Origin of the sequence: Streptomyces sp. NPDC098781 (assembly GCF_044759995.1) — a bacterium.
Taxonomy (GTDB): Bacteria; Actinomycetota; Actinomycetes; order Streptomycetales; family Streptomycetaceae; genus Streptomyces.
Genome location: NZ_JBIWAK010000016.1, coordinates 47,486 through 73,426, shown reverse-complemented (window position 1 = coordinate 73,426; position 25,941 = coordinate 47,486). Strand labels below are relative to the sequence as shown.

At 71.3% G+C, this 25,941-nt stretch carries 26 protein-coding genes and 1 pseudogene; 13 read left to right on the top strand and 14 right to left on the bottom strand.

Annotation, left to right across the window (positions count from 1 at the left end):
• Positions 1-31: 31 nt before the first annotated feature.
• A complete protein-coding gene (locus ACIQWG_RS39710; protein WP_404105679.1) occupies positions 32-517 on the bottom strand; it encodes a carboxymuconolactone decarboxylase family protein in 486 nt (161 codons plus the stop codon).
• A gap of 146 nt (positions 518-663) precedes the next feature.
• Complete coding sequence (gene phoU, locus ACIQWG_RS39705) at positions 664-1,338, bottom strand: phosphate signaling complex protein PhoU (protein ID WP_404105677.1); 675 nt, start codon at positions 1,336-1,338, stop codon at positions 664-666.
• A gap of 434 nt (positions 1,339-1,772) precedes the next feature.
• Here phoU and recA point away from each other — a divergent pair, with 434 nt between their 5' ends.
• Both recA and recX read left to right on the top strand, forming a co-directional pair.
• The gene (recA, locus tag ACIQWG_RS39700; protein ID WP_404105674.1) at positions 1,773-2,903 is read left to right on the top strand and encodes a recombinase RecA; all 1,131 of its coding nucleotides are present in this window, start codon (positions 1,773-1,775) and stop codon (positions 2,901-2,903) included.
• Positions 2,904-2,906: 3 nt separating this feature from the next.
• Positions 2,907-3,788, top strand: coding sequence for a recombination regulator RecX (recX, locus tag ACIQWG_RS39695; protein WP_404105671.1), 882 nt, complete (start codon positions 2,907-2,909; stop codon positions 3,786-3,788).
• Between the two features lie 292 nt (positions 3,789-4,080).
• On the opposite strand, the gene ACIQWG_RS39690 is transcribed toward recX, so the two are convergent.
• The 8 genes from ACIQWG_RS39690 to ACIQWG_RS39655 all read right to left on the bottom strand — a co-directional run bounded on the left by ACIQWG_RS39690 (position 4,081) and on the right by ACIQWG_RS39655 (position 10,813).
• Positions 4,081-4,506 carry a rhodanese-like domain-containing protein gene (locus ACIQWG_RS39690; protein ID WP_404105736.1) on the bottom strand — a complete coding sequence of 142 codons (426 nt, stop codon included), beginning with the start codon at positions 4,504-4,506 and terminating at the stop codon, positions 4,081-4,083.
• A gap of 122 nt (positions 4,507-4,628) precedes the next feature.
• Entirely contained in the window at positions 4,629-5,132 is a 504-nt protein-coding gene (locus ACIQWG_RS39685) for a cysteine dioxygenase (RefSeq protein WP_404105668.1), read from the bottom strand.
• Between the two features lie 207 nt (positions 5,133-5,339).
• Positions 5,340-5,411 (bottom strand): putative leader peptide, encoded by a 72-nt coding sequence (locus ACIQWG_RS39680; protein ID WP_309544753.1) that lies wholly within the window; start codon positions 5,409-5,411, stop codon positions 5,340-5,342.
• Between the two features lie 174 nt (positions 5,412-5,585).
• Entirely contained in the window at positions 5,586-7,217 is a 1,632-nt protein-coding gene (locus ACIQWG_RS39675; RefSeq protein WP_404105665.1) for an FAD-dependent monooxygenase, read from the bottom strand.
• A gap of 174 nt (positions 7,218-7,391) precedes the next feature.
• Positions 7,392-8,294, bottom strand: coding sequence for an amino acid ABC transporter permease (locus ACIQWG_RS39670; RefSeq protein ID WP_404105662.1), 903 nt, complete (start codon positions 8,292-8,294; stop codon positions 7,392-7,394).
• A complete protein-coding gene (locus tag ACIQWG_RS39665; RefSeq protein WP_404105659.1) occupies positions 8,291-8,965 on the bottom strand; it encodes an amino acid ABC transporter permease in 675 nt (224 codons plus the stop codon). The genes ACIQWG_RS39670 and ACIQWG_RS39665 overlap by 4 nt, the downstream gene beginning before the upstream one ends.
• A 97-nt stretch (positions 8,966-9,062) precedes the next feature.
• Positions 9,063-9,905: a glutamate ABC transporter substrate-binding protein gene (locus tag ACIQWG_RS39660; RefSeq protein ID WP_404105655.1), complete on the bottom strand. Its 843-nt coding sequence runs from the start codon at positions 9,903-9,905 to the stop codon at positions 9,063-9,065.
• Between the two features lie 131 nt (positions 9,906-10,036).
• Positions 10,037-10,813, bottom strand: coding sequence for an amino acid ABC transporter ATP-binding protein (locus ACIQWG_RS39655; RefSeq protein ID WP_403447694.1), 777 nt, complete (start codon positions 10,811-10,813; stop codon positions 10,037-10,039).
• Positions 10,814-11,101: 288 nt separating this feature from the next.
• On the opposite strand from ACIQWG_RS39655, the gene ACIQWG_RS39650 reads away from it, so the two are divergent.
• Complete coding sequence (locus tag ACIQWG_RS39650) at positions 11,102-11,788, top strand: response regulator transcription factor (protein ID WP_404105651.1); 687 nt, start codon at positions 11,102-11,104, stop codon at positions 11,786-11,788.
• An 8-nt stretch (positions 11,789-11,796) separates the two neighbouring features.
• The gene (locus ACIQWG_RS39645) at positions 11,797-13,188 is read left to right on the top strand and encodes an ATP-binding protein (RefSeq protein WP_404105648.1); all 1,392 of its coding nucleotides are present in this window, start codon (positions 11,797-11,799) and stop codon (positions 13,186-13,188) included.
• A 208-nt stretch (positions 13,189-13,396) separates the two neighbouring features.
• On the opposite strand, the gene ACIQWG_RS39640 is transcribed toward ACIQWG_RS39645, so the two are convergent.
• The gene (locus tag ACIQWG_RS39640) at positions 13,397-14,392 is read right to left on the bottom strand and encodes a TAXI family TRAP transporter solute-binding subunit (RefSeq protein WP_404105645.1); all 996 of its coding nucleotides are present in this window, start codon (positions 14,390-14,392) and stop codon (positions 13,397-13,399) included.
• A gap of 118 nt (positions 14,393-14,510) precedes the next feature.
• On the opposite strand from ACIQWG_RS39640, the gene ACIQWG_RS39635 reads away from it, so the two are divergent.
• Positions 14,511-14,915, top strand: coding sequence for a MazG nucleotide pyrophosphohydrolase domain-containing protein (locus tag ACIQWG_RS39635; protein ID WP_404105642.1), 405 nt, complete (start codon positions 14,511-14,513; stop codon positions 14,913-14,915).
• A 36-nt stretch (positions 14,916-14,951) separates the two neighbouring features.
• Here the strand turns inward: ACIQWG_RS39635 and ACIQWG_RS39630 are convergent, their stop codons facing one another.
• The 3 genes from ACIQWG_RS39630 to ACIQWG_RS39620 all read right to left on the bottom strand — a co-directional run bounded on the left by ACIQWG_RS39630 (position 14,952) and on the right by ACIQWG_RS39620 (position 18,276).
• Positions 14,952-16,127, bottom strand: a complete 1,176-nt coding sequence (locus ACIQWG_RS39630; protein ID WP_404105640.1) for a serine hydrolase domain-containing protein — start codon at positions 16,125-16,127, stop codon at positions 14,952-14,954.
• A gap of 85 nt (positions 16,128-16,212) precedes the next feature.
• On the bottom strand, positions 16,213-16,914 hold the full coding sequence (locus tag ACIQWG_RS39625) for a DNA-binding response regulator (protein ID WP_404105637.1): 702 nt from the start codon (positions 16,912-16,914) through the stop codon (positions 16,213-16,215).
• Between the two features lie 84 nt (positions 16,915-16,998).
• Positions 16,999-18,276 carry a sensor histidine kinase gene (locus ACIQWG_RS39620; protein WP_404105634.1) on the bottom strand — a complete coding sequence of 426 codons (1,278 nt, stop codon included), beginning with the start codon at positions 18,274-18,276 and terminating at the stop codon, positions 16,999-17,001.
• A gap of 178 nt (positions 18,277-18,454) precedes the next feature.
• Between ACIQWG_RS39620 and ACIQWG_RS39615 the strand changes: the two genes are divergently transcribed.
• The 8 genes and pseudogenes from ACIQWG_RS39615 (at position 18,455) to ACIQWG_RS39580 (ending at position 25,873) form a co-directional block, all read left to right on the top strand.
• Positions 18,455-18,727: a hypothetical protein gene (locus ACIQWG_RS39615; RefSeq protein ID WP_404105631.1), complete on the top strand. Its 273-nt coding sequence runs from the start codon at positions 18,455-18,457 to the stop codon at positions 18,725-18,727.
• Positions 18,724-19,479, top strand: coding sequence for an ABC transporter ATP-binding protein (locus ACIQWG_RS39610; RefSeq protein WP_404105628.1), 756 nt, complete (start codon positions 18,724-18,726; stop codon positions 19,477-19,479). The genes ACIQWG_RS39615 and ACIQWG_RS39610 overlap by 4 nt, the downstream gene beginning before the upstream one ends.
• Positions 19,480-19,503: 24 nt before the next feature.
• The gene (locus ACIQWG_RS39605; protein WP_404105625.1) at positions 19,504-22,020 is read left to right on the top strand and encodes an FtsX-like permease family protein; all 2,517 of its coding nucleotides are present in this window, start codon (positions 19,504-19,506) and stop codon (positions 22,018-22,020) included.
• A gap of 406 nt (positions 22,021-22,426) precedes the next feature.
• Positions 22,427-22,531, top strand: a pseudogene (locus tag ACIQWG_RS39600) (NADP-dependent oxidoreductase); the annotation flags it as partial.
• A 59-nt stretch (positions 22,532-22,590) separates the two neighbouring features.
• Complete coding sequence (locus ACIQWG_RS39595) at positions 22,591-23,289, top strand: zinc-binding dehydrogenase (protein WP_404105622.1); 699 nt, start codon at positions 22,591-22,593, stop codon at positions 23,287-23,289.
• Complete coding sequence (gene miaB, locus ACIQWG_RS39590) at positions 23,286-24,812, top strand: tRNA (N6-isopentenyl adenosine(37)-C2)-methylthiotransferase MiaB (protein WP_404105619.1); 1,527 nt, start codon at positions 23,286-23,288, stop codon at positions 24,810-24,812. The genes ACIQWG_RS39595 and miaB overlap by 4 nt, the downstream gene beginning before the upstream one ends.
• Before the next feature lie 34 nt (positions 24,813-24,846).
• Entirely contained in the window at positions 24,847-25,116 is a 270-nt protein-coding gene (locus tag ACIQWG_RS39585) for a hypothetical protein (protein WP_404105616.1), read from the top strand.
• 34 nt (positions 25,117-25,150) lie between these two features.
• Positions 25,151-25,873, top strand: coding sequence for a class III extradiol dioxygenase subunit B-like domain-containing protein (locus ACIQWG_RS39580; protein WP_404105614.1), 723 nt, complete (start codon positions 25,151-25,153; stop codon positions 25,871-25,873).
• Positions 25,874-25,941: the final 68 nt, after the last annotated feature.

Below are 25,941 nucleotides of genomic sequence, written 5' to 3'. Positions count from 1 at the left end.
GTCTCCGAGAACAGTCCCGGGTCCCCGTCGTTCACGCGTACGGCTCCGCCTGGATCGCCAGCACATTCGCGAACTGCCCGAACATCCAGTAGTAGCCCACGACCTGCACCAGTTCGACGATCTCCCGGTCGCTCAGCGCGGCACGGACCGGCGCGAACGTCGCGTCGTCCACCGCGGTCCCGCGTGCCACCTCCGTCGCGAACGTGAGCACAGCCAGGTCGACGCCGCTGAAGCCGGAGTGGTCGCCGCGGTGGATCGCGTCGCGTTCCACCGACGTGACCGGGTCGCCCGGTGGGACGTGCCGGACACGCAGAAAGTCCGCACCGAGCACGCACGCGGTCGCGTTCGCCGCGAGTTCGCGCAGCCGCGCGGGCAGCTGGAGCCGGGTGATCTGCTGCGAGCCGAGCTGCATCAGCGTCCCGGCGGTCGCCTCGGCGTGGGCGACCATCATGAACAGGTGCGAGTCGGGTGGCAGCTTCGCATGCCACTCCCGTAGGTCGGCGGGTAAGGCGGACACGTCTGCCTACGGGATGCGAGCCACGCTCGCAGCGTATGACACCCCGAGCGGTGGACGGACGGGTTCGACCGGGAAGAGACTGCTGCCGGGTCGGGCGTCCGGAGCCGGGGTCCCGGGGCACCGGGTGTCGCTGGGGTCGTGCCCGGTCAGGTGGCCACGGGCGCGGCAGGCGGCAAGTCCTCCGCGTGCTCGCCCGTGACGAGGTAGACGACGTCTCGGGCCACCGTCACGGCATGGTCGCCGAACCGTTCGTAGTAGCGACCGGCGAGCGTGGCGTCCACGGCCGCCTCGGCACCGTGTTGCCAACGGTCGTCCATGAGGTGCCGGAAGATCGTGCTGTGCAGCTCGTCCATGCGGTCGTCGTCCCGCTCCATCCGGAGCGCAAGGTCGACGTCGTGGCTGACGAGCACCTCGGCGGCACGTGCCATGAGGCTTTGGGCGAGCTCTCCCATCTCCTGGATCGTGCCGCGCAGATCGAGCGGAACCGCGCACCCGGGATGGCGCAGCCGGGCCAGCTTGGCCACGTGCTGAGCCAGATCGCCCGACCGTTCCAGAGCGGCGCTCATCCCCAGCGAGGTGACCACGAGCCGCAGGTCCGTTGCGACCGGCTGCTGCCGGGCCAGCAGGGTGATCGCCCGCTGCTCCAGGGTCCGGTGCAGGGCGTCGATCGTCTCGTCGCCCGAGATCACGTCCTCGGCAAGGCGCAGATCGGCGTCGAGGAGGGCGGTGGTGGCCCGGCCCACCGCCGAGCCGGCCAGGTTCGCCATCTCCACGAGGCCGTCCGTGATCGAATCCAGTTCTTCGTGGTAGAGCTCCCGCATCGTGTGCCTCTTCGCGTCGTCCCCGGTTGTCCGTCCTCCGCGCACTGCGGATGTGACCCCCGCTCGTGGAAGGTCGGCCGCGGTGCTTGTCGCTCCCGAGTACCCAGTCGGCCGCCGTTGAGCCCACGGTTGTTCTCACGCACTGGAGCGGCCGCCCAAAGGGGTACTCGATCGCTGACCGGCGCGGGCTCAGGTTGTGGACCGACGCGATGGGTCGGGCGGGCCGAAGTGCCGCGTGGTGCGCTTGACACGAAAATCGAACATCCATTCTTATAGGGGTGCCGGCGAGGCGCTCGGCGGGCATTTCGCCACGGTTTCGTAGGAGAAGTGCCCGAGTTATCCACAGGCCGGACGGGCGTCGGGGCGCATTGTCAGTGGCAGGCGTTAGCGTCTTTGACGTGAAGCGATCGACTCAAGCAAACCGGGTGGAACCCATGGCAGGTACCGACCGCGAGAAGGCCCTGGACGCCGCGCTCGCACAGATTGAACGGCAGTTCGGCAAGGGTGCGGTCATGCGCCTGGGCGAGCGGCCGAACGAGCCCATCGAGGTCATCCCCACCGGGTCGACCGCGCTCGACGTCGCCCTTGGCGTCGGTGGTCTGCCGCGCGGCCGTGTGGTGGAGGTCTACGGACCGGAGTCCTCCGGTAAGACCACGCTGACCCTGCACGCCGTGGCCAACGCGCAGAAGGCCGGTGGACAGGTCGCCTTCGTGGACGCGGAGCACGCCCTCGACCCCGAGTACGCGAAGAAGCTCGGCGTCGACATCGACAACCTGATCCTCTCCCAGCCCGACAACGGCGAGCAGGCCCTGGAGATCGTGGACATGCTGGTCCGCTCCGGCGCCCTCGACCTCATCGTCATCGACTCCGTCGCCGCGCTCGTCCCGCGCGCGGAGATCGAGGGCGAGATGGGCGACAGCCACGTCGGTCTTCAGGCCCGACTGATGAGCCAGGCGCTGCGGAAGATCACCAGCGCGCTCAACCAGTCGAAGACCACCGCGATCTTCATCAACCAGCTGCGCGAGAAGATCGGCGTGATGTTCGGCTCCCCGGAGACCACGACCGGTGGCCGGGCGCTGAAGTTCTACGCCTCGGTGCGTATCGACATCCGCCGCATCGAGACCCTGAAGGACGGCACGGACGCGGTCGGCAACCGCACCCGCTGCAAGGTCGTCAAGAACAAGGTTGCGCCGCCCTTCAAGCAGGCCGAGTTCGACATCCTCTACGGCCAGGGCATCAGCCGCGAGGGCGGCCTGATCGACATGGGCGTGGAGCACGGCTTCGTCCGCAAGGCCGGTGCCTGGTACACGTACGAGGGCGACCAGCTCGGCCAGGGCAAGGAGAACGCGCGCAACTTCCTGAAGGACAACCCCGACCTGGCCAACGAGATCGAGAAGAAGATCAAGGAGAAGCTGGGCGTCGGCGTACGGCCGGAGGAGCCGGCTGCCGTGCCGGGCGCGGACGCCGCGGTCTCCGCGACTCCGGACGACGCCGCGAAGTCGGTGCCCGCACCTGCGGCGGCGGCCAAGGCCACCAAGACCAAGGCCGCGACCGCCAAGAGCTGACCGGTGACACGGCGAACGGACTGGGCCGAGTACGCCGCCTACCCGGACGCTCCGTCGGAGCGAACGAGGGGCGGCGACGAGGGCTCGCCCTTCGTGGGCGGCCACGCCCATGAGGGGGACGGGATCCAAGACGCGGACGGGGGAAACGACAGCGAGGCATGGCCGGAGGGCGGCTCGGTGTACGGCGCCGGTGCCCCCCGTGGCGGCTCGCGGCGCGGCCGTGGTGGGGCCGGCGGAGCTCGGGGCCTGGACGGCTCGGGCGGCTCGAGTGGGCCGGGCGGGCCGGGTGGTTCACGCGGGCGGCGTCGGCGTGGCCGTACAGAGCCGTCCGGTGAGGACGGAGGCGCCTCTTCCTCGTCGAGGGCCGAGGAGAGGAAGCCCCCAGCGGACCCGGTGGAGCAGGCACGGGCGATCTGCCTGCGCCTGCTCACCGGGACCCCGCGCACGCGCAAGCAGCTCGCGGACGCCCTGCGCAAGCGGGAGATCCCGGACGAGGCCGCCGAGGAGGTGCTGTCGAGGTTCGAGGAGGTCGGCCTCATCAACGACGGTGCGTTCGCGGACGCCTGGGTGGAGTCCCGGCACCATGGCCGGGGGCTGGCCCGGCGCGCGCTCGCCCAGGAACTGCGCACCAAGGGCGTCGACTCCACACTGATCGACGAGGCCGTCGCCCAGCTCGACTCGGAGCAGGAAGAGGCGACCGCACGTGAACTCGTGGCCCGCAAGCTGCGGTCCACACGCGGACTCGACCGCGACAAACGCCTGCGCCGCCTCGCGGGCATGCTCGCCCGCAAGGGCTACCCGGAGGGCATGGCCCTGAGGGTGGTCCGACAGGCGTTGGAGGAGGAGGGCGAGGACACGGAGTTCCTCGGGGGCGAGGGGTTCTGATGGTGGCGGGGACCGGCCTCTGCGGGCTCGGCCCCTCCAGGTCCGGGGAGCCCCGGGCTTTTGGGCGATCGCGGGGTCCCGGGCCCGGCACGGTGGACGCGCGGGGGCGCCCATCGCATCGGGGCCGGGGTCACCGTGGGGCCGGGGTCACCGTGGGGCCGGGGTCACCGTGGGACGGGGGTAACCCTGAAGCGCTGAGCGGCGATCAGGGGTGGACAACGTGACCGGGCCTCCGTGCGCGGCGATCAGCCACCCAGGCGACATCCCTCGGCCGGCCGACCGACCGGCCGCCCTAGGCCGCCGCACCCGCCCCCGACGTCACCGGCAGCCCCTCCGCCCGCCAGGCCTGGAAGCCGCCGACCAGATCCGTGGCCCGGCGCAGTCCCAGGCGCCGCAGTGACTCGACCGCCAGGCTCGACGCGTAGCCCTCGTTGCAGATCACCACGACCCGCAGGCCGTGACCCGTGGCCTCGGGGGCGCGGTGGCTGCCTTGCGGGTCGAGCCGCCACTCCAGTTCGTTGCGCTCGATGACGAGGGCGCCTGGGATCAGGCCGTCCCGCTCGCGCAGGGCCGCGTACCGGATGTCGACCAGTAGCGCCTCGCCGCCCTGTGCGGCCTCGTAGGCCTGCCGGGGCTTGATCCGTTCGTAGCCCGCGCGCACCCGCTCCAGCAACTCGTCGATGCCGACCGGCCGTTCCTTCTTGCCGCCGTTGCTCATGCTCACCTCACCCCCGCCGACGGGGTGATCGCTCACGCCGCCGACGCTCAACTCGTCTTCGCCAACCGGCCGTTCGCCGCCGTCACGCACCACGGATTCGTTTCCCGCCCCGCGCACCCCGCTCACTGCCAGTCCTCCGGACGCTCCACCTGCTCCAGACGCAGCATCGGCCCGCTGCGGCTGAAGCGGCGGATCTGCGGGAGGGGCGGGTAGTAGGCGTGAACGGAGACCGCGTGCTGGTCGGCGGCTGCGTTGAGGACCTCGTGCACATGGTGTCGGCCGAAGGAGCGGCCCTTGCCGGCGGGCAGTCGGCGGGACCGGTCCACGTCCTCCGCCAGTTCCAGCGTCTTCCAGCCGTCGGCGGGCAGGCGTACGGCGAGCGAGTGCTCCTTGAGCTCGCCGGCCGCCGTGACGAAGGCGCCGACCGATTCGGCATGGTCGTGCCAGCCGGTGCCCGTCCCGGGCGGCCAGCCGATCAGCCAGGCCTCGCTGCCGCCGGGGCCTTCGAGCCGTACCCAGGTACGGCCCTCGGGGTCGAGCGGAAGCGAGGCGATCAGCTCGGCGTCGGCCGATGTACGCCGTACGAAGTCGAGAAGGTCCGCCTGCGTCGGCGCGGAAGCCGTCACGGACGTGGGTCCGGAGGCCGAGACGGCGACAGGCGCGGATTTCGACGCGGAATCCGGCGTGGGAACCGGCTCGGACGTGGTAGCGGCGGCAGGAGAGGCGGCAGGGGGGACAGACACGGGCACCGTCCTGAAGTGAGTTCGCGAAGAGCCCGCGACGGCGCCGGGCGAGGGCGCGGCGCGTGCGGGAAGAAGAAGGGGGATGCGAGTTCAGCAGGACGGGCGACACACGCAGCCCGCATAGCGGACGAGGTCCATATGGACCCTCCGCCACAGGCGCACACAGGTGTCGGTCACGATCCGGAGTACACCATGCCGGTGTGGGCGGGTCAACTCACTGTCACTATGCGGACCGCACAGTGACGGTGAGTGCTGCCATCAGGTGAGTATCAGGTGAGTTCCGGTTCGGAGGTGAGCACGGTTCGACCGGTGTGGATCAGGAGCTGTGCGGGCAGCTCAGCGCGAGCCGGCCGCCGCCCCCGCCTCCTCCGGAGCCTTGACCGGCCCGCCGAGCGCCGCCTCGGCCGCCGCGTACAGGTCGGCGGGCCGCACTCCGCTCAGCGCCGTCACCAGGTGTCCGTCGGGCCGCACCAGCAGGACGGCGTGCGCCGCCGCGCCCGGGTAGCTCTCCGCGACCAGCAGCTCGGCCGGATACGGCAACGCCGTCACCGCGGCCGCGAGCCGGGGCATGAGGCCGGCGGTGGCCCAGTGCTTGCGCTCCCAGACGCCCGTGCCCGGCGCGATCAGCAGCACCAGTAGCGCGCCGCGCCCGAGCCGGTCCCGCAGCCGCACGAAGGAACCGTCCTCCGCGGTGACCGGAACGTCCACGACCGGCGTGCCGGGTGGCGTGTCCACCGGGACCTCGCCCTCCAGCTGCGGGGGTGCGAGCGGAGAGTCGGCGTACGAACCCGGCGCGCCGATGGCTCCCTGCCCGAGGTGGCCGTCCATCAGCAGCGCGTCATGGCCCCGGCCGGAGCCGGCGACGACGGCGCGCAGCCCTCCGCCGCCGCGCAGCAGCGGCAGCGCCTGGTCGGCGGCGCGCAGCCGGGCGGCCACGGCGGCGCGCCGCTCGGCCTGGTAGCTGTCGAGCAGCGCCTCGTGCGATCCGTGGTGCCAGGCCGGAGCCAGCTTCCAGGCGAGGTTGTCGGCGTCCCGCAGCCCCTCGTCGAGGCCGTGGGTGCCGAGCGTGCCGAGGCAGTGCGCCGCGTCCCCGGCGATGAAGACCCGGCCCACGCGCCAACGCCGGGCCAGCCGGTGGTGGACCGTGTGCACTCCGGTGTCGAGGAGCTCGTACGACGGTGTCGGCCCGTCGGACCAGCCGGCCAGCGTCTCGCGGACGTGCGCCACCAGCAGCTCGGGGGTGACCAGGTCCTTGCCCGGCGGCAGCAGCCAGTCCAGACGCCACACCCCCTCCGGGAGCGGCCGCCCGGTCACCTCCCCGCTCGAGGGTCCGGACGTCCGCCACGGCGGCATCCGATGAAGCAACGCCTGGCCCTGCCACGGAAGTTCCACGCGCAGCGCGGCCACGGCGTGTCGCTCCACCGCCGTACGGCCGGGGAAGCGGATGTCCATGAGTTTGCGCACGGTGGAACGGGGGCCGTCGCAGCCGACCACATAACTGCCGCGCCACCAGGTGCCCTTGGGCCCGCGGGTGTGGACGGTGACGCCGGAGGGCTCCTGCTCGACGGCGTCCAGGCGGCTGTCCACGGCGACCTTGACGAGGGGTTCGTCGCCGAGGGCCGCGCGCAGGGCGCCGGTCAGGACGTGCTGGGCGATGTGCAGGGGAGCGGGGTTGGTGAGGCTCGCGGGCTGTTCGCCGACGCTGTCGAAACTGACCTCGCGCATCACCTGCTTGCGCCGCATCGACCGCCATCCGGCCCAGCGGGTCCCGATCTCGCCGAGCGGCACATCCGTCAGGCGCTCGACGAGGGCGGTCGTGTCCTCGCGTAGGACGACGGTGCGCGCGAGACGGGGTTCGTCCTTGCCGGGGCCCTCGTCGAGGACCACGCACGGCACTTCCTGACGGGCCAGGGCCAGGGCGAGCGTGAGCCCGACGGGCCCCGCTCCGACGATGATCACCGGGTCCATGGCGCGGTGCCCCCTGCCCGCAGCGGTGTCCCCAGGAACACAAGTGAACAGAAAGTTGGAGCAGGGTGCACGATCACAGAACGTATGCAACCCATTGCCGGTGCTTGCGTCAAGTGACGGAGGGCAGTGGCGATCATGCCACTGCCCTCCGCGCGCAGGAGATGTGACCGAGGGTCAGGTCGCGGCACCCGTCCCGTAGGTGCCACCCGTCGCCGCCGGGTTCAGCTCCTCCATGTCCTCGGCGCTGAGCACGGCACCCGTGCCCCGCTTGCTGCGTCGCAGCCTCTTCTCCAGCCAGCTCGCGAAGCTGGTGAGGATGAAGTTGAGGATGATGTAGATGATCGCCACGACGATGAAGCTGGGGATGACGTTGGCGTAGAAGGCCGCCAGCGTCGCACGCGAATTGAGCAGCTCGGTGAACCCGATCATCACGCCGCCCAGCGCCGTGTCCTTCACGATGACCACGAGCTGGCTGACGATGGCCGGCAGCATGGCCGTGACGGCCTGCGGCAGCAGGATGGTGCGCATCGTCTGGCTCTTGCGCAGGCCGATCGCCATGGCGGCTTCCGACTGGCCCTTGGGCAGCGAGAGGATGCCGGCCCGTACGACCTCCGCGAGAACGGAGGCGTTGTAGAGCACGAGGCCGGTGACGACCGCGTAGAGGGGCCGCTGCTCACTGCTGACGTTCGTCCAGCGGTCGTAGAACTCGTTGGCGAACAGCATCAGCAGCAGGACCGGGATCGCCCTGAAGAACTCGATCACCCACGCCGACGGCCACCGTACCCATCGGTGGTCGGAGAGGCGCGCGATGCCGAAGAAGGCGCCCAGCGGAAGGGCGATCACCATGGCCAGTGCCGCGGCCTTCAGCGTGTTGGCGAGACCCGGCAGCAGATAGGTGGTCCAGGCCTCCGACTGGGTGAACGGCTTCCACAGGGCCCACTCCAGCTGGTCCTTGTCGTCCATCGCGGCCCAGATGAACCACAAGAGCAGGGCGAGCAGGGCGAAGAAGACCACCGAGATGAGCACATTGCGCCGCTTGGCGCGGGGGCCCGGAGCATCGTAGAGAACGGAGCTCATCGCTTCACCGCCAGTCGCTTGCTCAGCCAATTGAGGAAGAGGCCGGTGGGCAGGGTCAGTACCACGAAACCGAAGGCGAAGATCGCGCCGATGAGCAGCACCTCAGCCTCGTTCTCGATCATTTCCTTCATCAGGTAGGCCGCCTCGGCCACACCGATCGCGGCCGCCACGGTGGTGTTCTTGGTCAGGGCGATCAACACGTTGGCCAGCGGGCCGATGACCGAGCGGAGGGCCTGCGGCAGGATGATCAGCCGGAGGGTCTGGGTGAAGGTCAGTCCGATGGCGCGAGCCGCCTCGGCCTGGCCGAGCGGCACGGTGTTGATGCCGGAACGAATCGCCTCGCAGACGAAGGCCGCGGTGTAGGCGACGAAACCGAGGACCGCCAGGCGGAAGCCCCGGATGTCGAAGTCGGAGGCGCCCATCGTCACGCCGAAGATGTCGGCGAGGCCCAGCGAGGTGAAGATGATGATCACCGTCAGCGGGATGTTCCGGACGATGTTCACATAGGCCGTGCCGAATCCACGCATGAGCGGGACCGGGCTGACCCGCATCGCGGCCAGGAGGGTGCCCCAGATCATGGAGCCGATGGCGGAGAAGAAGGTGAGCTTCACCGTCATCCAGAAGGCACCCAACAGGGTCGGGTCGTTGTAGTCAGAAAGAAAATCGAACACGATCTCCCGCGCTTCCGGGTGGGTGGCGTACGTGGATAGCGCGGCGCGCCGCCGCCCTGATCGCGGTGGACGGCGGCGCGCCGGTGGACCCGTGCGCTTACTGGACGATGACGCCGATCTTCGGGGCCTGCTCGTTCTTGTAGTTGGCCGGACCGAAGTTCTCGTCGACTGCCTTCTGCCAGGCGCCGTCCTTGACCATCTTCTCCAGGGCGGCGTTGACCTTGTTCACGGTCTCGGTGTCGCCCTTCTTGACGCCGATGCCGTAGTTCTCGTTGCTGAGCTTCAGACCCGCGAGCTTGAACTTGCCCTTGTACTGCTCCTGCGCGGCGTAGCCGGCGAGGATCGAGTCATCAGTGGTCAGGGCGTCCACGGAACCGCTCTGGAGGCCGGCGATGCACTCCGAGTAGCCGCCGGTCTCCTTCAGGTTGGCCTTCGGGGCGAAGTCGTTCCTGACGTTCTGCGCCGAGGTGGAACCCGTGACCGAACACAGGTTCTTGCCGTTGAGGTCGGTCGCTTCGGTGATGTCCGAGTCCGACTTGACCAGCAGGTCCTGGTGAGCCAGCAGGTACGGCCCGGCGAAGTCGACCTTCTCCTTGCGCTCGTCGGTGATCGAGTAGGTGGCGGCGATGAGCTTGACGTCGCCACGCGCCAGCGCGTTCTCACGGTCGGCGCTCTTCGTCTCGACGAACTCGATCTGGTCGGGCTCGTAGCCGAGCTCCTTCGCCACGTACGTGGCGACATCCACGTCGAAGCCGGAGAACTTGTCGCCCGGCTCCTTCAGGCCCAGACCGGGCTGGTCGTACTTGATGCCGATCTTGATCGTGTCGCCGCCACCGTTGCCCGACCCGCTGTCGCTGTCACCGTCGCCACCGCACGCGGTGGCGGTGAGGGCGAGGACGACGGCAGCGGCGGCCGCGGCGGAGACCTTGCGGAGCTTCATGGTGAACATCCTTTGGTGTGAAGAAGAGATGTGTGCCGTCAAGTGCGGCGGTCGACGCAGGTCGTCGACTGCGAGACGCGGTCCGTCAGTGTGCGAGACGCAGTCCGTCAGTGGTGCGCGAACGCAGTCCGTCAGTGGTGCAGGATCTTGGACAGGAAGTCCTTCGCGCGATCACTGCGCGGATTGCTGAAGAACTGATCCGGTACGGCTTCTTCGACGATCTTGCCGTCCGCCATGAAGACCACCCGGTTGGCGGCAGAACGGGCGAAGCCCATCTCGTGGGTGACGACGATCATGGTCATGCCGTCGCGGGCGAGCTGCTGCATGACCTCCAGGACCTCGTTGATCATCTCCGGGTCGAGCGCCGACGTGGGCTCGTCGAAGAGCATGACCTTGGGGTCCATGGCCAGGGCTCGCGCGATGGCCACACGCTGCTGCTGGCCACCGGAGAGCTGCGCGGGGTACTTGTCGGCCTGCGTACCCACTCCCACGCGGTCGAGCAGCGCGCGGGCCTTCTCCTCGGCCTTCTTCTTGTCCGTCTTGCGGACCTTGATCTGGCCCAGCATCACGTTCTCGAGCACGGTCTTGTGCGCGAACAGGTTGAAGGACTGGAAGACCATCCCGACGTCGGCGCGCAGCCGGGCCAGCTCCTTGCCCTCCGCGGGCAGCGGCTTGCCGTCGATGGCGATCGCGCCGGAGTCGATCGTCTCGAGGCGGTTGATGGTGCGGCACAGGGTGGACTTCCCGGACCCAGAGGGTCCGATGACCACGACGACCTCACCGCGGGCGATCGTCAGGTCGATGTCCTGCAGCACGTGCAAGGCGCCGAAGTGCTTGTTCACGTTCTTCAGGACGACCAGGTCGCCGGACGCGGCCACATCTTCCTTGGCCACCGATACTTCGGTCATCGCTCTCAGGCTCCGTCCTCCTCGGTTTCGGAGGACAGTAATAACCGTATCCGACCTGCGTCATTAGTTCTGAGGTGAATCTGAGCATCACGATCCGATAGCAATCGGACACGTGTCGTAGCACTTGCCACCTGGGCGCGTACCGGCTGGATAACGGAAGCCGCCCGAAACCGGAACCCGCTTGACGCCATCCGCGTCCATCAGCGTGACTTCCATGGTGCACGCGCGCGTGTGCACGCACTGTGTAACTGCCCTGACCGTACGGCCGGTGAACTGAGGGAGGCCGGGATGAGACTCCTCCTCGTCGAGGACGACAACCATGTCGCCGCCGCGCTGTCCGCGGTCCTGGCGCGACACGGTTTCGACGTCACGCACGCGCGCAGCGGCGAGGAGGCCCTTCAGGCGCTCGTCCCCGAGGGCGACGGCTTCGGTGTCGTCCTCCTCGACCTCGGCCTGCCCGACCAGGACGGCTACGAGGTCTGCGGCAAGATCCGCAAGCGCACCAGCACCCCGGTGATCATGGTCACCGCGCGGTCCGACGTCCGCTCCCGCATCCACGGCCTGAACCTCGGGGCGGACGACTACGTGGTGAAGCCGTACGACACCGGGGAGCTGCTCGCCCGGATCCACGCCGTCAGCCGGCGTACCGCGCCCGAGGACACCGGGACGGGCGGCGACGGTGTGCTGCGTCTGGGCGCCGTGCACATCGAACTGCCCACGCGGCAGGTCAGCGTCGACGGTTCGGTCGTCCAGCTGACCCGCAAGGAGTTCGATCTGCTGGCTCTGCTCGCCCAGCGCCCCGGGGTGGTGTTCCGTCGGGAACAGATCATCAGCGAGGTGTGGCGCACGAGTTGGGAGGGGACCGGGCGCACTCTTGAGGTGCATGTGGCGTCCCTGCGCGCCAAGCTGCGTATGCCGGCCCTGATCGAGACCGTACGTGGCGTCGGCTACCGGCTCGTCGCCCCGGCCTCGTAGCGGGCACGGTGCGCACTCGACTCCTCCCGCTGCTCATCGTCCTGATGGCGGCCGTCCTGCTGGCCCTCGGCGTGCCGCTCGCCGTCAGCCTGGCCTCGGCCCAGCAGCAGGACGTGGTCGTCGACCGGATCGACGACACGGCGTACTTCGCGGCCATCGCCCGCCCTGCCGCCGATGTCACCCCCGGATCCCGCGACGACCTGCGCATCCTGAGCCGGGAGCTGGAGAGCTACTACGACGTCTACGGCATCCGGGCCGGCGTCTTCCTGCCCAACGACACGCCCCTGGCCAACGGGCCGACGACCTGGTTCCTGCCCGAGACCGGCGAGGTGCGCGACGCCTTCGAGGAGTCGTTGCTCAGCCGGCGCAGCCACGACCCCAAGCAGGTGTGGCCCTGGCAGCGCGGGCGCCTCGTGGTCGCCTCGCCCGTGATCCGGGACGGTGATGTCGTCGCGGTCGTCGTGACCGACTCGCCGACCGGGCAGATGCGCTCGCGGATCCTCGAGGGCTGGCTGATCATCGGTGCGGGGCTGACGGCCGCGATGCTCGTGGCCGTGGGGGCCGCCCTGCGGCTGACCGGCTGGGTGCTCAGGCCGGTACGGGTGCTGGACGTCACCACGCACGAGATCGCCAGCGGCCGGCTGAAGTCACGGGTCGCGGTGGCCAGCGGCCCGCCGGAACTCAGACGGCTGGCCCGGTCGTTCAACGAGATGGCGGACAACGTCGAGGACGTGCTGGAGCAGCAGCGCGCCTTCGTCGCCGACGCCTCCCACCAGCTGCGCAACCCGCTCGCCGCGCTGCTGCTGCGCATCGAACTGCTCGCGTTCGAGCTGCCCGAGGGCAATGAGGAGATCGCCTCGGTACAGGCCGAGGGCAAGCGGCTGGCGCAGGTCCTGGACGACCTGCTCGACCTCGCCCTGGCCGAGCACACCGCGGCCGACCTCCGGCTGACCGATGTCGGCGCGCTGGCCGCCGAGCGGGTCGCCGCCTGGGCGCCGACCGCTGAGGCGAAGGGCGTACGGCTGGTGGGGGACTGCCCGCCGACCACCGCCTGGGCCGACCCGGTCGCCCTGTCCAGCGCGCTGGACGCCGTGATCGACAACGCGGTCAAGTTCACGCCGAAGGAGGAGCGGGTCGAGGTGACCGTCACCTCCAACGGCACCGTGTCGACGATCGAGGTGACCGACCGCGGCCCCGGCCTCAGCGACGAGGAGCTCGCCCGCATCGGCGACCGCTTCTGGCGCAGCGGCCGGCATCAGAACATCAAGGGCTCGGGCCTTGGGCTGTCGATCTCCAGGGCGCTGCTCGCTGCGGGCGGCGGCTCGATCGCGTACGGCCCTCACGAGCCCCACGGGCTGCGGGTGACGGTGACCGTGCCCAGGTCGGGGCCCACGCCGTAGCGTCGGCCGGCGGGCCGCGCCCCTAGGGCCTGTCGTTTGGATCAGGTCGGCTGAGAGGAACTGCGCCTGTCGGCCGAGCCGAGCGGGGTCTGGTGCGTGCAGCTGCAAGGCGGAGGAGGGAGTCGACGCGGAGCGTCGGCGAGTGACGACAACGCGGCAGATGTGCGTGCCAGACCCCGCGACGCCGGCATGATCCAAACGACAGGTCCTAGGGCTTGACCGAGCGGTAGTAGCGCCGGGCGCCGTCGTGCAGGGTCAGCGGGTCGGTGTAGATCGCCGTACGCAGATCCACGAGCTGGGCCGAGTGGACGTGGGCGCCGATGCCGTCGCGGCTCTTGATCACCGTACGGGTGAGCCATTCGGTGAGACGGGGGTCCATGTCCTTGCGGGTGATCAACAAGTTGGAGACGGCGATCGTCGGGACCGTGTCGCCGTTCTGGACGGTGGGATACGCCGACTCCGGCATGTTGGTCGCGCGGTAGAAGTGAGCCGTGTCGCCCTGGGCGTGCACCTTGGCGACGAGGGCGGAGTCGATCGGCACGAACCGGAACGCGGAGGACTCGGCGATCTTCTCCAGCCCGTCCGTCGGCACGCCGCCCGACCAGAAGAACGCGTCCAGCTCGTGCCCGAGCCGCTTGGGCCCGGTGTCGATGCCGTCCGCCCTCGGCGTGATGTCCTTCTCCGGGTCGATGCCGGCGGCCTCCAGGACGCGGGTGGCGATCAGCCGTACGCCGGAGTTGGGCAGCCCTATGGCCACTCGCTTGCCCTTGAGGTCCGCGACGGAACGGATGTCCGAGTCCGGCGGCACCACGAGCTGTACGTAGTCGTCGTACAGCCGGGCGACACCGCGCAGCCGGTCGGTGGCGGGCCTGCCGCCCGTCCGGTACGTGTCCACCGCGTCGGCGGCGGCGATCGTGAAGTCGGCCTTGCCGGTCGCCACCCGTTCCACGTTCTCCTGCGACCCGGCGCTCGTCAGCAGCCGTACCTTCAGCTGCGGCATGTCCCTGGCCAGCTCGTTGCGCAGGAGCTCGCCGTACTCCTGGTAGACACCCGCGCGCGTGCCGGTGCTGAAGGTGATCGTCCCGCTGGGCGGGTCCTCCCCCAGGGGCATCAGCCACCACAGCAGCAACCCGAGGGCCACGACCCCGGCGGCCGAGCCCTGGAGGGCCCGGCGCCTGCTGATGTGGGTGAGTGCCTTGGACATGCGGCGATCCTGCCAGCCGGTGCGCGGTGCTGACCAGGGCCGAGGTCACACGGGGCGGGCGCCGGAGCCGGGCAGGGCCGTGATCGGGACTGTCGTACCCCGCCGCTACAGTCGCCGTATGAGTGCCTCTCCCGCCGACCTGGTCCGTGAGTTCCACCGTGCCTTCGGGCTCGACACCCGCAGCACGCCGACGGAGGTCTCTCCGGCACTCGCCGCGCACCGGGGGGAGCTGCTCGCCGAGGAGGCCGCGGAGGTCGCCGAGGTCTCCGTCACCGGCCCGCTGGACAGACTCGCGCACGAGCTGGCGGACGTCGTCTATGTCGCCTACGGCACGGCCCTGGTGCACGGCATCGACCTCGACGCCGTGCTGGCCGAGATCCACCGTTCCAACATGACCAAGCTGGGCCCCGACGGCCAGGTCGCCCGCCGCGCCGACGGCAAGGTCCTCAAGGGCGAGCACTACCAGGCCCCGGACGTGTCGGCCGTGCTGCGCGGACAGGGGTGGGCGGCCGAAGGGGTCTGACCGGCCGGGATCGCCGGTCCGTCCCGGAGGGCGGGTCTACTTGCCGGCGGGTGAACAGAGCTCCCTGTCGATGACCCCGTTCTGCGCCTGCTCCGTGGACAGGTCGGCCGCTCCGTCGCCGGTCGCCTCCACGACCACGACTCGCCGGCCGTCGGCGCTGACGCCGTCCCGGGTGGTGTAGCCCGCCAGGTCGCCGGCGTGGCCGTAGTAGACGCCGCCGCAGGTCAGCGGGATCTCCATGAGGCCCAGGCCGTAGCGGGCGCCGGGCCACACGGGGTCCAGTTCGGCGGCCCGTACGGTCGTCTTCATCTCGGCCAGCTGGGCGGGGTGCAGCAGCCGTCCGCCCAGCAGCGCCGAGAAGAAGCGGCTGAGGTCGGCCGTCGTACTGATCATGGCACCGGCGGCCCCCGCGGCGGTCGGGTTGAAGTCGGTGACGTCGATGGTCGGGCCGGACTCGCCGAAGTTGGAGTAGCCGTGCAGATGCCGGCCGGGAATGCGGGCCTCGGTGTCGGGAGCGAGGGTGTGGCGCAGGCCCAACGGCCGGATGATGCGCTGAGTGACCTGCTGCTGCCAGGTGCGCCCGGTGACCTTCTCGATGATCATTCCGGCGAGGGTGTAGTTGGTGTTCGAGTACGCCCACTTGGTGCCGGGCGCGAAGTCCGGTGCGTGCCGCATGGCGATGCCCACCAGCTGCCGCGGGGTCCAAGTGGTGTAGCGGTCGGCCTGGAAGCCCTCCACGCTGTTGATCACCGGGAAGTCCGCGGTGTAGTTGAACAGGCCACTGGTGTGGTTCAGCAGCTGCCGTACGGTGATCCGGCTGCCGTCGTTGCCGTTGCCGGACACCACTCCGGGCAGCCACTGCTCGACCGTGTCGTCCAGCGAGACGCGTCCCTCATCGACGAGTTGCAGCAGTGCCGTCGCCACGAACGTCTTGGTGGAACTGGCGATCCGGAAGCGGTCGCCGGCGCGCACCGCCTCGCCGGTGGTGGTGTCCGCGACCCCCGCGGTGGCGACACGGCTGCCGTACGGGCCCGTCGACCGGGCGACGACGCCGACGGTTCCGGTCTTCTGGATGGCGTTCACGCCGTCCTGGAGCCGGTGGTGCCGGGGGGTCGTGGTGGCGTCCGCGGCGGTCGTCGTGACGCCGAGGCCGAGGGCGGCCAGCGTCGCCACCAGTGCCGGGGCCGTGATGTGGCGTTGACGGTACGTCATGTCGCTGTCTCTCCTTGGCGGTTGGTGAGTGCGTCGCGGTGTGCGGTGCGGTCACCAACCTAGGAAGGAGAGACGCGGTTCACGATCACGCCTGCGGGCCGGTCCTGGGTACAGCCTGCTGTACCTGGCTCCCGTTGCCCGGCGTGCTCTCCAGATAGCGCAGGACGGCCGCGACCCGCCGGTCCACCTGGTCGGTCGGCGACAGGTCGAGCTTGGCGAAGATGCTGCGGATGTGCTTGTGGACGGCCCCGTCGGTGACGACGAGCCGTTCCGCGATGGCCGTGTTGCCCAGCCCCTCGGCCATCAGTGCCAGTACGTCCCGCTCGCGCGGGCTGAGCCGTTCCAGACGGGTGTCCTGGCGAGAGCGGGTGAACAACTGGGCGACGACCTCCGGGTCGATGGCGGTCCCGCCGTCCGCCACCCGGTGCAGGGCGTCCAGGAACTCGCCGACCCGGCCCACCCGTTCCTTGAGGAGATAGCCCAGGCCGCCCACACCCCCGGTGAGCAGCTCGGTCGCGAAGCTCTGCTCCACGTAGGCGGACAGCACCAGCACCGCGAGGTCGGGTCGGCGGCGCCGGGCCTCGACGGCCGCGCGGATGCCTTCGTCGGTGTGGGTGGGCGGCATGCGTACGTCGAGGATGGCGACGTCGGGCCGGTGCGCGTCGATGGCCTCCAGCGCCTCCTCGGCGGTGCCCGCGGTGGCCGCCACCTCCAGGGCCTCCGCGCGCAGCAGCAGGGCGAGGCCCTCGCGCAGCAGGGGGTCGTCCTCGGCTATCACGATCCGCATATCACGATCCACGTGTCCTGATCCGTCTGTCCCGTCCCCATGTCCCGGTCCCCGTGTCCCGACTCGCGCGTGACGGTCCGACTGTCAGGAGCCACAGGGAAGATCGACCTCAAGGCTGGTCGGGCCGCCCACCGGGCTGGTCACGCGGAGCGTACCGTCGTGGGCCGCGACCCGGCGGCGGATCCCGGTGAGTCCGGAGCCGCCGTCCTCGTCCGCCCCGCCCCGGCCGTCGTCCTCGATCCGCAGCCGCAGCCGGCCGCCTCTGCCGTTCACCGTCACCGTGGCCGCCCCGGCGCCGCTGTGCTTGGCGATGTTCGTCAGAGCCTCGGCCACGACGAAGTAGGCGGTCGCCTCTACGGAGGCGGCACAGCGTTCGGGCACGTCGACCTCGACATGGCAGGGCACCGCGCAGTTGGCGGCCAGGCCGGACAGCGCGCCCGCCAGGCCGCGGTCGGCCAGCACCGGCGGCAGGATGCTCCGCGAGACCGTGCGCAGTTCGGCCAGGGCCTGTTCGGCGGCGGACTGGGCGCGTTCGAGGATCTCGTCGGCGCCGGCCGGATCGCGGGCCGCCATGCGGCGGGCGGCGCCCAGCAGGACGGTGACCGTGACGAGCCGGTTCTGGGTGCCGTCGTGCAGCGACCGCTCGATGCGGCGCAGCTCGGTGGCGTGCGCGTCCAGCGCGGCGGCGCGAGTGGCCGTCAGTTCGGCGACGCGCAGGGACAGGTCGGTGTCCGGACCCGCGGCGAGGAGCCGTCGGCCCGGCTCGGCCTGGAGCCGGGCCATGCCCGGCGTGAGACCCAGGATGATGGCGATCCACCCCACGCCGAGCAGAAGTACGGCGAAAGCGTCCGGCCAGGAGTGCGCGGTGCCGAATCCCAGTGACGTGCTGGTCGCGTCCCCGGGGGCGAGCCGCCACCACAGCGGGAACGTGCTGTCGCGCACGGCGGAGACCGGCAGATAGACACCGAGCAGTCCCAGCGCCAACCCCAGCGTGGCGTGCCGGACCAGCCAGCGCAGCTCGCGTCGGGTGGTGGGATCGACCAGCGCGAGCCGCAGCCGGACGGGCGGCGGATCCGGGGCGACGACCTCGGGCCCCCAGCGCCCGAGCCGTTGCCGTTCCCGGCGGGCCAGGGCGTGCAGCGCGCGCAGTACGGCGGGTGCCATCAGCAGTCCGACCCCGACCAGGCTCGTCACGACGGCGACGGCACCCCAGACCAGCACGAGTACGGCCGCCGCAGCCGTGGCGAGACCCGAGGCGAGCTGACCGATCGCGGCGCCCGCGGCGCCGGTGGTGCGCACGACGACGTCCTTCAGCCCGGCATCCGTACCCCGGTCACCGGACGCGGCGCTCGGAATGGCCATGCGCCCTCCCCTCGTCCCGAACGACCTTATGCGCAGGGCCCGTACACCGGCAGTCGCGGAGGCGGAAGGTACAGCCTGCTGTACCCCGAGTCGGGCGGACTGCGGGATCGGCCCGGAGGGGGCCCGGTCCATAGCTTCGGTACCGGACAGCCGCAGCGGAACCGAGCAGAGGAAACCCATGACGAAGCCCGCCGACCCCACGCCGACTCCGACGGGCGTGGACCCCTACCGACTTTCGGCCGCCGACGGCTCGCACGGCGCGTCGTCACCCGCCGTCACCGGCTGGGACATCGCCCGTACGCTGCTGTGGGCCACGGTCGTGATCAGCGCGGTCGCCAACATGGCCGCCTCCTACGGCAGCGCCGACACCTGGATCCACCTCGTCTGCGGCATGGTCACCGTGCTCGCCGCGGGCACCCTCGTCGTACGCGGTCTGCGAGGACGGCGATGAGTACCGCCACCGCCGAGACGACCACCGCGCGCGAGACGCCGGCCATCGCGCTGGACCGTGTGGCCAAGACCTACCCGGGGGGCGTCCGCGCTCTCGACGACGTGTCGCTGACCGTGGAACGCGGCACCTTTCTCGCCGTGATGGGCCCTTCGGGTTCCGGTAAGAGCACGCTGATGCACTGCGCCGCCGGGCTGGACTCGCCGACCTCGGGGAGCATCCGGATCGACGGCCGGGAGATCGCCGGACTGAACGAGACGCGGCGTACCGAACTGCGCCGCGAACGCGTCGGTTTCGTGTTCCAGTCGTACAACCTGATCCCGTCGCTCACCATCGAGGACAACATCACCCTGCCGCTGCGACTGGCCGGGCGAGCCCCCGACCACGAGTGGCTGCGGACGCTGGTGGGGCGGGTGGGGCTGGCCGATCGGCTGGCCCACCGGCCGGCCGAGCTCTCCGGCGGCCAGCAGCAACGGGCCGCGGTGGTCCGGGCCTTGGTGGCCAGGCCGGCCGTCGTCTTCGCCGACGAGCCCACCGGCGCGCTCGATCTGCGCAGCGCCCACGAGGTCCTCGACCTGCTCCGGGACCTCGTGACCGAGCTGCACCAGACCGTGGTCATGGTCACCCACGATCCGGCCGCCGCGGCCCGCGCCCACCGGGTGCTGGTGATGGCCGACGGCCGCGTGGTCGAGGCACTCGACACGCCCACCGCCCCGGAACTCGCCGACCGTCTCGTCGCGTTGGGAGGGGTGTGAGCCGTGTTCCGTCTCGCGATACTCATGGCAGGACAGCGGATCACCGCACTGATCGCCGTGGCATGCGCCGTGCTGGGCGGGGCCGCCCTGATCACCGGCACCGGCGTCCTGGCCGAGTCCGGGCTGCGCTCCCAGCTGCCGGCCGGCCGACTCGCCGGCGCGGCCGTGGTCGTCGCCGCCGACCAGGAGTTCCACGCCGCCGAGGACCTGCCCATCGCGCTTCCTGAGCGTCGTACGGTCCCGGCCGGCCTGGTCGACCGGCTGGCCGGGCTGCCCGGCGTCACCGCCGTGGTGGGCGACATCGGGTTCCCCGCCGCGCTCGTCGACGCCCGGGGCCGGGTCGTCACCACCGACGACGACCCCCGGACGGCGGGACACGGCTGGTCCTCGACGAAGCTGCTGGCGGACCCGCGCGTCCAGGGCCGCGCGCCGTCGGGCGCGGGCGAGGTCGCCGTGCCCGAGGGAACCGGCATCGGCCTGGGCGACCGGGTCCGGGTCGTGGCGAACGGCCGCCCCGCCACGGGCTACCGCGTCACCGCCGTCGTCGAATCGCCGGGCGCGGGCATGTACTTCGCGGACGAGACCGCCGTACGACTGTCCGGGCGCGCCGCCGGTGAGGGCCCGCGCGCCGCGACCGTCGACCTGATCGGCCTGCGGGCCGAGCCCGGAGCCGCCCACGACGTGGCCGCGGCGGCCCGGGAGCGGGTCGAGGGCACGGGGCTGCTCGTGACGACCGGTGCGGGCCGGGGAGACGTCGTGTCGCCCGGCGCCGGCGCGTCCCGCTCCCTGCTGATCCTCCTCGCCGGTTCGCTCGCCGGGGTCATCCTGCTGATCACCGGGTTCGTGATGGCGAGCGCGCTGACCGTGTCAGTCGCCGGGCAGCGCCGCGATCTCGCGCTGATGCGGGCCGTCGGGGCGACACCCCGGCAGATACGGCGGCTCGCGGCCGGTCAGGCCACCGTCGTCGCGGGCGTGGCGCTGCTGCCGGGGGTGGGGCTGGGCTATCTGCTGGCCGGCCAGTTCCGCCGGCTGCTGGCGGACCGTGGCGTGATCCCGGTCGAACTGCCCCTGACCGTCGGCCCGCTGCCCGCTGTCGCGACGGTCCTCCTCACGGTCGTCGCGGTCCAGCTGTCGGCCCGGGGCGCCGCCTGGCGCACCTCCCGCATGCCGGCCACCGAGGCGGTCGCCGAGTCACGCAGCGAGCCCCGTGAACCGTCGAAGGTCCGCACCCGGGCCGGGCTGCTGATCATCCTCGCCGCGACCACGCTGGCGGTCGTGCCGCTGCTGTCCCGCACCGTCCTGGGCGCCACCGCCACCTCCCTCGCGGGCATCCTCGGCGCGATCGGACTGGCGCTGGCCGGCCCCTCGCTGGTCCGGGGCGTCGGCGCCATGGTGTCCCGGCGCACGCGCTCCGGTACGTCCGCACCGACCTGGCTGGCCATGGCCAACATCCGTGCCTACGCGCTGCACAACGCCGGGATCGTCAGCACCCTGGCCATGGCCGTCGTGTTCGTCCTGACGTACACGCTCACCCAGACCACCGTGCTGGCGGCCACCGCGGACGACACCCGCGCCGGCACCCTGGCGCAGCAGCGGATGAGCGCACCGGGCCTGGGCGGAGTGCCCGCCGACGTGCTGCCCGAGGCGCGCCGCACACCCGGAGTACGCGCGGCGGCCCCCGTCGGGACCACCACCGTGGTGTGGGCCTACGAGCAGTTCGGCGACCCACAGGCCGACGCGGAGCCCGCGACGATCCTCACCCCGGACGCGGCGGGCGTCCTCGACCTCGACGTACGGGAGGGCAGCCTGGACCGGCTCACCGGTGCCACCGTCGCCGTCAGCAGCGATGTCGCGCGCACCCGCGGCGCGGAACCGGGCAGCGAGGTGCGTCTGGTCCTCGGCGACGGCGCACGTGTCGACGCCCGGGTGGTCGCCGTCTACGCCCGTGGCCTCGGCTTCGGCGCGGTCGTCCTCTCGCACGACCTCGCGGCCGGACACACCACGAGCGGCCTCGACCAGTCCGTGCTCGTCCGGACCGACGGCACCGCCACCGCCGACCGGCGCCTGGCCGAGCTGGCCGCGTCGCGCCCCGGGCTGGCTCTGGAGAGGACGAGCCTGCCGGCCGTCGGTGACCTGAAGGACGCTCCGCCCGAGGTGTGGATCAACCTGGCCACCGTGGTGGTCCTGTTGGTCTACCTCCTGCTGAGCATCGCCAACAAACTCGTCGCGGCCACCGCCCAGCGCCGGGTCGAGATGGCGGCACTGCGCCTCAACGGCACCACGCCCCGTCAGATCCGCGCGATGATGCGCCGCGAGGCAGCGGTGACCGCCGCCACCGCGCTCGGCGCCGCCGTGCTGTTGTCGGCCGTCCCGCTCGCCCTCCTGGGCCAGGGGTTCCTCGGCCGCCCATGGCCGGCGGGCCCGGTGTGGCTGCTCCCGGCGCTCGCCCTCGCGGTCACCGTCACGGCGTTCCTCACCGTCGAACTCCCCACCCGCCAGGCCCTGCGCATGCCGCCCGCCGACGTCGTCCGCGCCCAGTGAGCACCGGGCCTCAGCGGTGCGGTCGGTCGGCGTCGGCGAAGTCCCAGAGAAGCTCCGCGGGGGTGAGGCAGAATCCCTGGCCGGCCGCTGCTCGGCGAGCAGTCCGGCGAACGGCGTGACCGTCTGCGGACCGCCGCCGCCGTGCAGCAGCAGGAAGGGCCGGCCCTGACCCCGTCCCTCGACGGTGACATCGAGGTCGCCTGAGTCCAGGGAGAGGGAGTGAACGGTGCTGGTCATGGTGGGTGTCCTTGACTGCTGGGAAGGGGGTGGCCACAGCGTCCGACGGGCATGACTCCACCTGCGCGTTAGCTCGCCCCCGCTGCGTGCGAGCTCGGACCCGCGGGGACGAGAACAGGTCGAGCTGACCGAAGTCGCGGACCCGGTCCCGGCGCGCGGCCAGGTTCTCGTGCGTACCGTCGCCATCGGCGTCAACAGCCTGGAGCGGAAGATCCGGAGCGGCGTGCTGGAGGACGTCTTCCCCACCCCGCTCCCGGCCGTCCTCGGCAAGGAGATCGCGGGAACCGTCGAAGCCCTGGGGCCCGGCGTGACCGGCCTGTCCGTCGGGACCGCGTGGTCGGGTTCACCGAATCGGGGGCCTACGCGCAGTACTGCACGGCTCGCGTCGAGGCACTCGCCGACATGCCGGAGGGGGTGTCGTTCGAGAGCGCGGCCGCACTGCCCGTGGCCCTGGAGACCGGGACGCGCGGGCTCGGTGCCCTCGGGGTCCGGCCCGGCTGGACGGTCGTGGTCCACGGGGCCGCCGGCGTGGTGGGCAGCGCCGTCGTGCAGCTCCTTACCGCGCGAGGCGTCACGGTCATCGGCACCGCCTCGGCGCCGAACCACGGCCACGTGGCCTCGCTGGGCGCGATCCCGGTCGCCCACGGCAACGGCGTCGCGGCCGGCATCCGCCGCCACGCTCCCCGAGGCGTCGACGCGGTCTACGACGCCGCGGGCCGGGGCTTCGCCCGCACCGCCATCGAGCTGACCGGCGACCCGCGCCGCGTCCTGACCATCGCCGACTTCGAAGCCGCCTCCCTCGGCATCCGCACGTCCACGGGAAGCCGCACACCGTCCGCCGAACCGATCGCGGCCGTCCCGCCACTGGTCGCGTCGGGTGCGTTCCGGGTGGTCATCGACAGCGTGCACCCGCTGACCGAGATCGCGGCGGCGCACCTACGCGGAGAACAGGGCAGGCCCAGGGGGATGATCGTCGTCTTCGTCCAGGAGCAGGACCGGGCTCTCCCGGCAGCGCCTACCCTTGAGCCATGACCATCAGCAGCGACCGGAGCTCCGCAGTGGACGTTCAGGGATCCAAGAGTTACGAAATCCGCACCTACGGGTGCCAGATGAACGTCCACGATTCCGAGCGATTGTCCGGGCTGCTCGAAGACGCCGGTTACGTACGCGCGCCCGAGGGGTCGGACGGCGACGCGGACGTGGTCGTCTTCAACACCTGCGCGGTCCGCGAGAACGCCGACAACAAGCTGTACGGCAACCTCGGCCACCTCGCCCCGAAGAAGGCCGCCCGGCCCGGCATGCAGATCGCGGTCGGCGGCTGCCTCGCGCAGAAGGACCGCGACACCATCGTGAAGCGGGCGCCCTGGGTGGACGTCGTCTTCGGCACGCACAACATCGGCAAGCTGCCGGTCCTGCTGGAGCGCGCCAGGGTGCAGGAGGAGGCGCAGGTCGAGATCGCCGAGTCGCTGGAGGCGTTCCCCTCCACGCTCCCCACCCGCCGCGAGAGCGCCTACGCGGCCTGGGTGTCGATCTCCGTCGGCTGCAACAACACCTGCACCTTCTGCATCGTCCCGGCCCTGCGCGGCAAGGAGAAGGACCGCCGCACCGGCGACATCCTCGCCGAGATCGAGGCCCTGGTCGGCGAAGGCGTCAGCGAGATCACCCTGCTCGGCCAGAACGTCAACGCCTACGGCTCCGACATCGGCGACCGCGAGGCGTTCAGCAAGCTGCTGCGCGCGTGCGGAAAGATCGACGGCCTGGAGCGTGTCCGCTTCACCTCACCGCACCCGCGCGACTTCACGGACGACGTGATCGCGGCGATGGCCGAGACGCCGAACGTCATGCCGCAGCTGCACATGCCCCTCCAGTCCGGCTCGGACACGGTCCTCAAGGCGATGCGCCGCTCCTACCGCCAGGAGCGCTACCTGGGGATCATCGAGAAGGTCCGCGCGGCCATCCCGCACGCGGCCATCACGACCGACATCATCGTGGGCTTCCCCGGCGAGACCGAGGAGGACTTCGAGCAGACGCTGCACGTCGTGCGGGAGGCCCGGTTCGCGCAGGCCTTCACCTTCCAGTACTCCAAGCGGCCCGGCACCCCGGCCGCCACCATGGAGGACCAGATCCCCAAGAAGGTCGTCCAGGCGCGCTACGAGCGTCTCGTCGCCCTCCAGGAGGAGATCTCCTGGGAGGAGAACAAAAAGCAGGTCGGCCGCACTTTCGAACTGATGGTCGCCGAGGGCGAGGGCCGCAAGGACGACACCACGCACCGCTTGTCCGGCCGCGCCCCCGACAACCGCCTGGTCCACTTCACCAAGCCGGACCAGGAGGTCCGTCCCGGCGACGTGGTCACCGTCGAGGTCACCTACGCCGCCCCGCACCACCTCCTCGCCGAGGGGCCCGTCCTCGATGTGCGCCGCACGCGCGCGGGGGACGCCTGGGAGAAGCGGAACGCCGCCGAGGCCGCGAAGCCGGCGGGCGTGATGCTGGGGCTGCCGAAGATCGGCGTCCCGGAGCAGCAGCTGCCGGTGGCCGCGGGGAGCGGCTGCGACTGACGGCCTGCCACGGACGGGCGGAGAGGAGCGTCGGATGCTGCCGCACCGAGTCGCGTTCACCGAAGAGGCCGCCCAGGTGCGCGACAGCCTGCCCGCCGAGCGGCGGGAGGTGCTGGAGCGAGGCCTGGCCATCCTGGTGACGGACCCGCGGCACAAGCTCTCCCAGCCCGTCCGGGGCGACGAGGCGACGCGGGAGATCGCGCTCTCCCGCAACCTCTTCGTCGAGTACGTGATCAGCGACGGCACGCTCGTCGTGCTCGTCCTCACGCTGATCGACCTGACCGACGTGCTGATCGAGGACTGACCCTCCACAGCGGTACGGCGTTACCCTGCCGATCATGCTCGTCGCCGCCGCTGTCTGCCCCTGCCCCCCGCTCCTCGTGCCCGACCTCGCGGCGGGCGCCGCACCCGAGCTCGATCCCGCGCGCGCCGCCTGCACGGACGCGCTGGGCCTGCTCGCGGCCGCCCGGCCGGACCGGCTGGTGGTCGTGGGCCCCGGTGAGGAACGCGAGCACGGGGCGTACGCCGAGGGGGCGCGGGGTTCCTTCCGCGGCTTCGGAGTGGACCTCGACGTACGGCTGGGGCGGGCCGGGACCGACGCCGCCGAACCCTCGGCACGCCCGCTTCCGGTGTCGCTCGCCGTCGCAGCCTGGCTGCTGGAGCGGACCGGCTGGGCGGATGCCCCGATCGAGGGACTCGGGGTGGGGGAACCCCTGACGCCCGAGCGGTGTATTGAAATCGGAAGGGAAGTCGCCGCCCGGGCCGAGCGGGTGGCGCTGCTGGTGATGGGTGACGCCAGCGCCTGCCGCACGCTCAAGGCGCCCGGCTACCTCGACGAGCGCGCGGCACCTTTCGACGCGTCCGTCGCGCGTGCCCTGGGCAAGGCGGACGTGGCCGCGCTCAAGACGCTGGACACCGAACTCGCCCACGAGCTGATGGCATCGGGGCGGGCTCCCTGGCAGGTCCTCGCCGGCGCCGCCGAGGAGACCGACCTGTCGGGCGCCCTGCTGTACGAGGACGCGCCGTACGGGGTGGGATACCTGGTCGCGACCTGGTCGTAGGCCCTGCGAGGTCGTCGGACCGGTGGGGGAGGGCCGGACGAAACGGCGGACGGCCGGGAGCCGTCAAG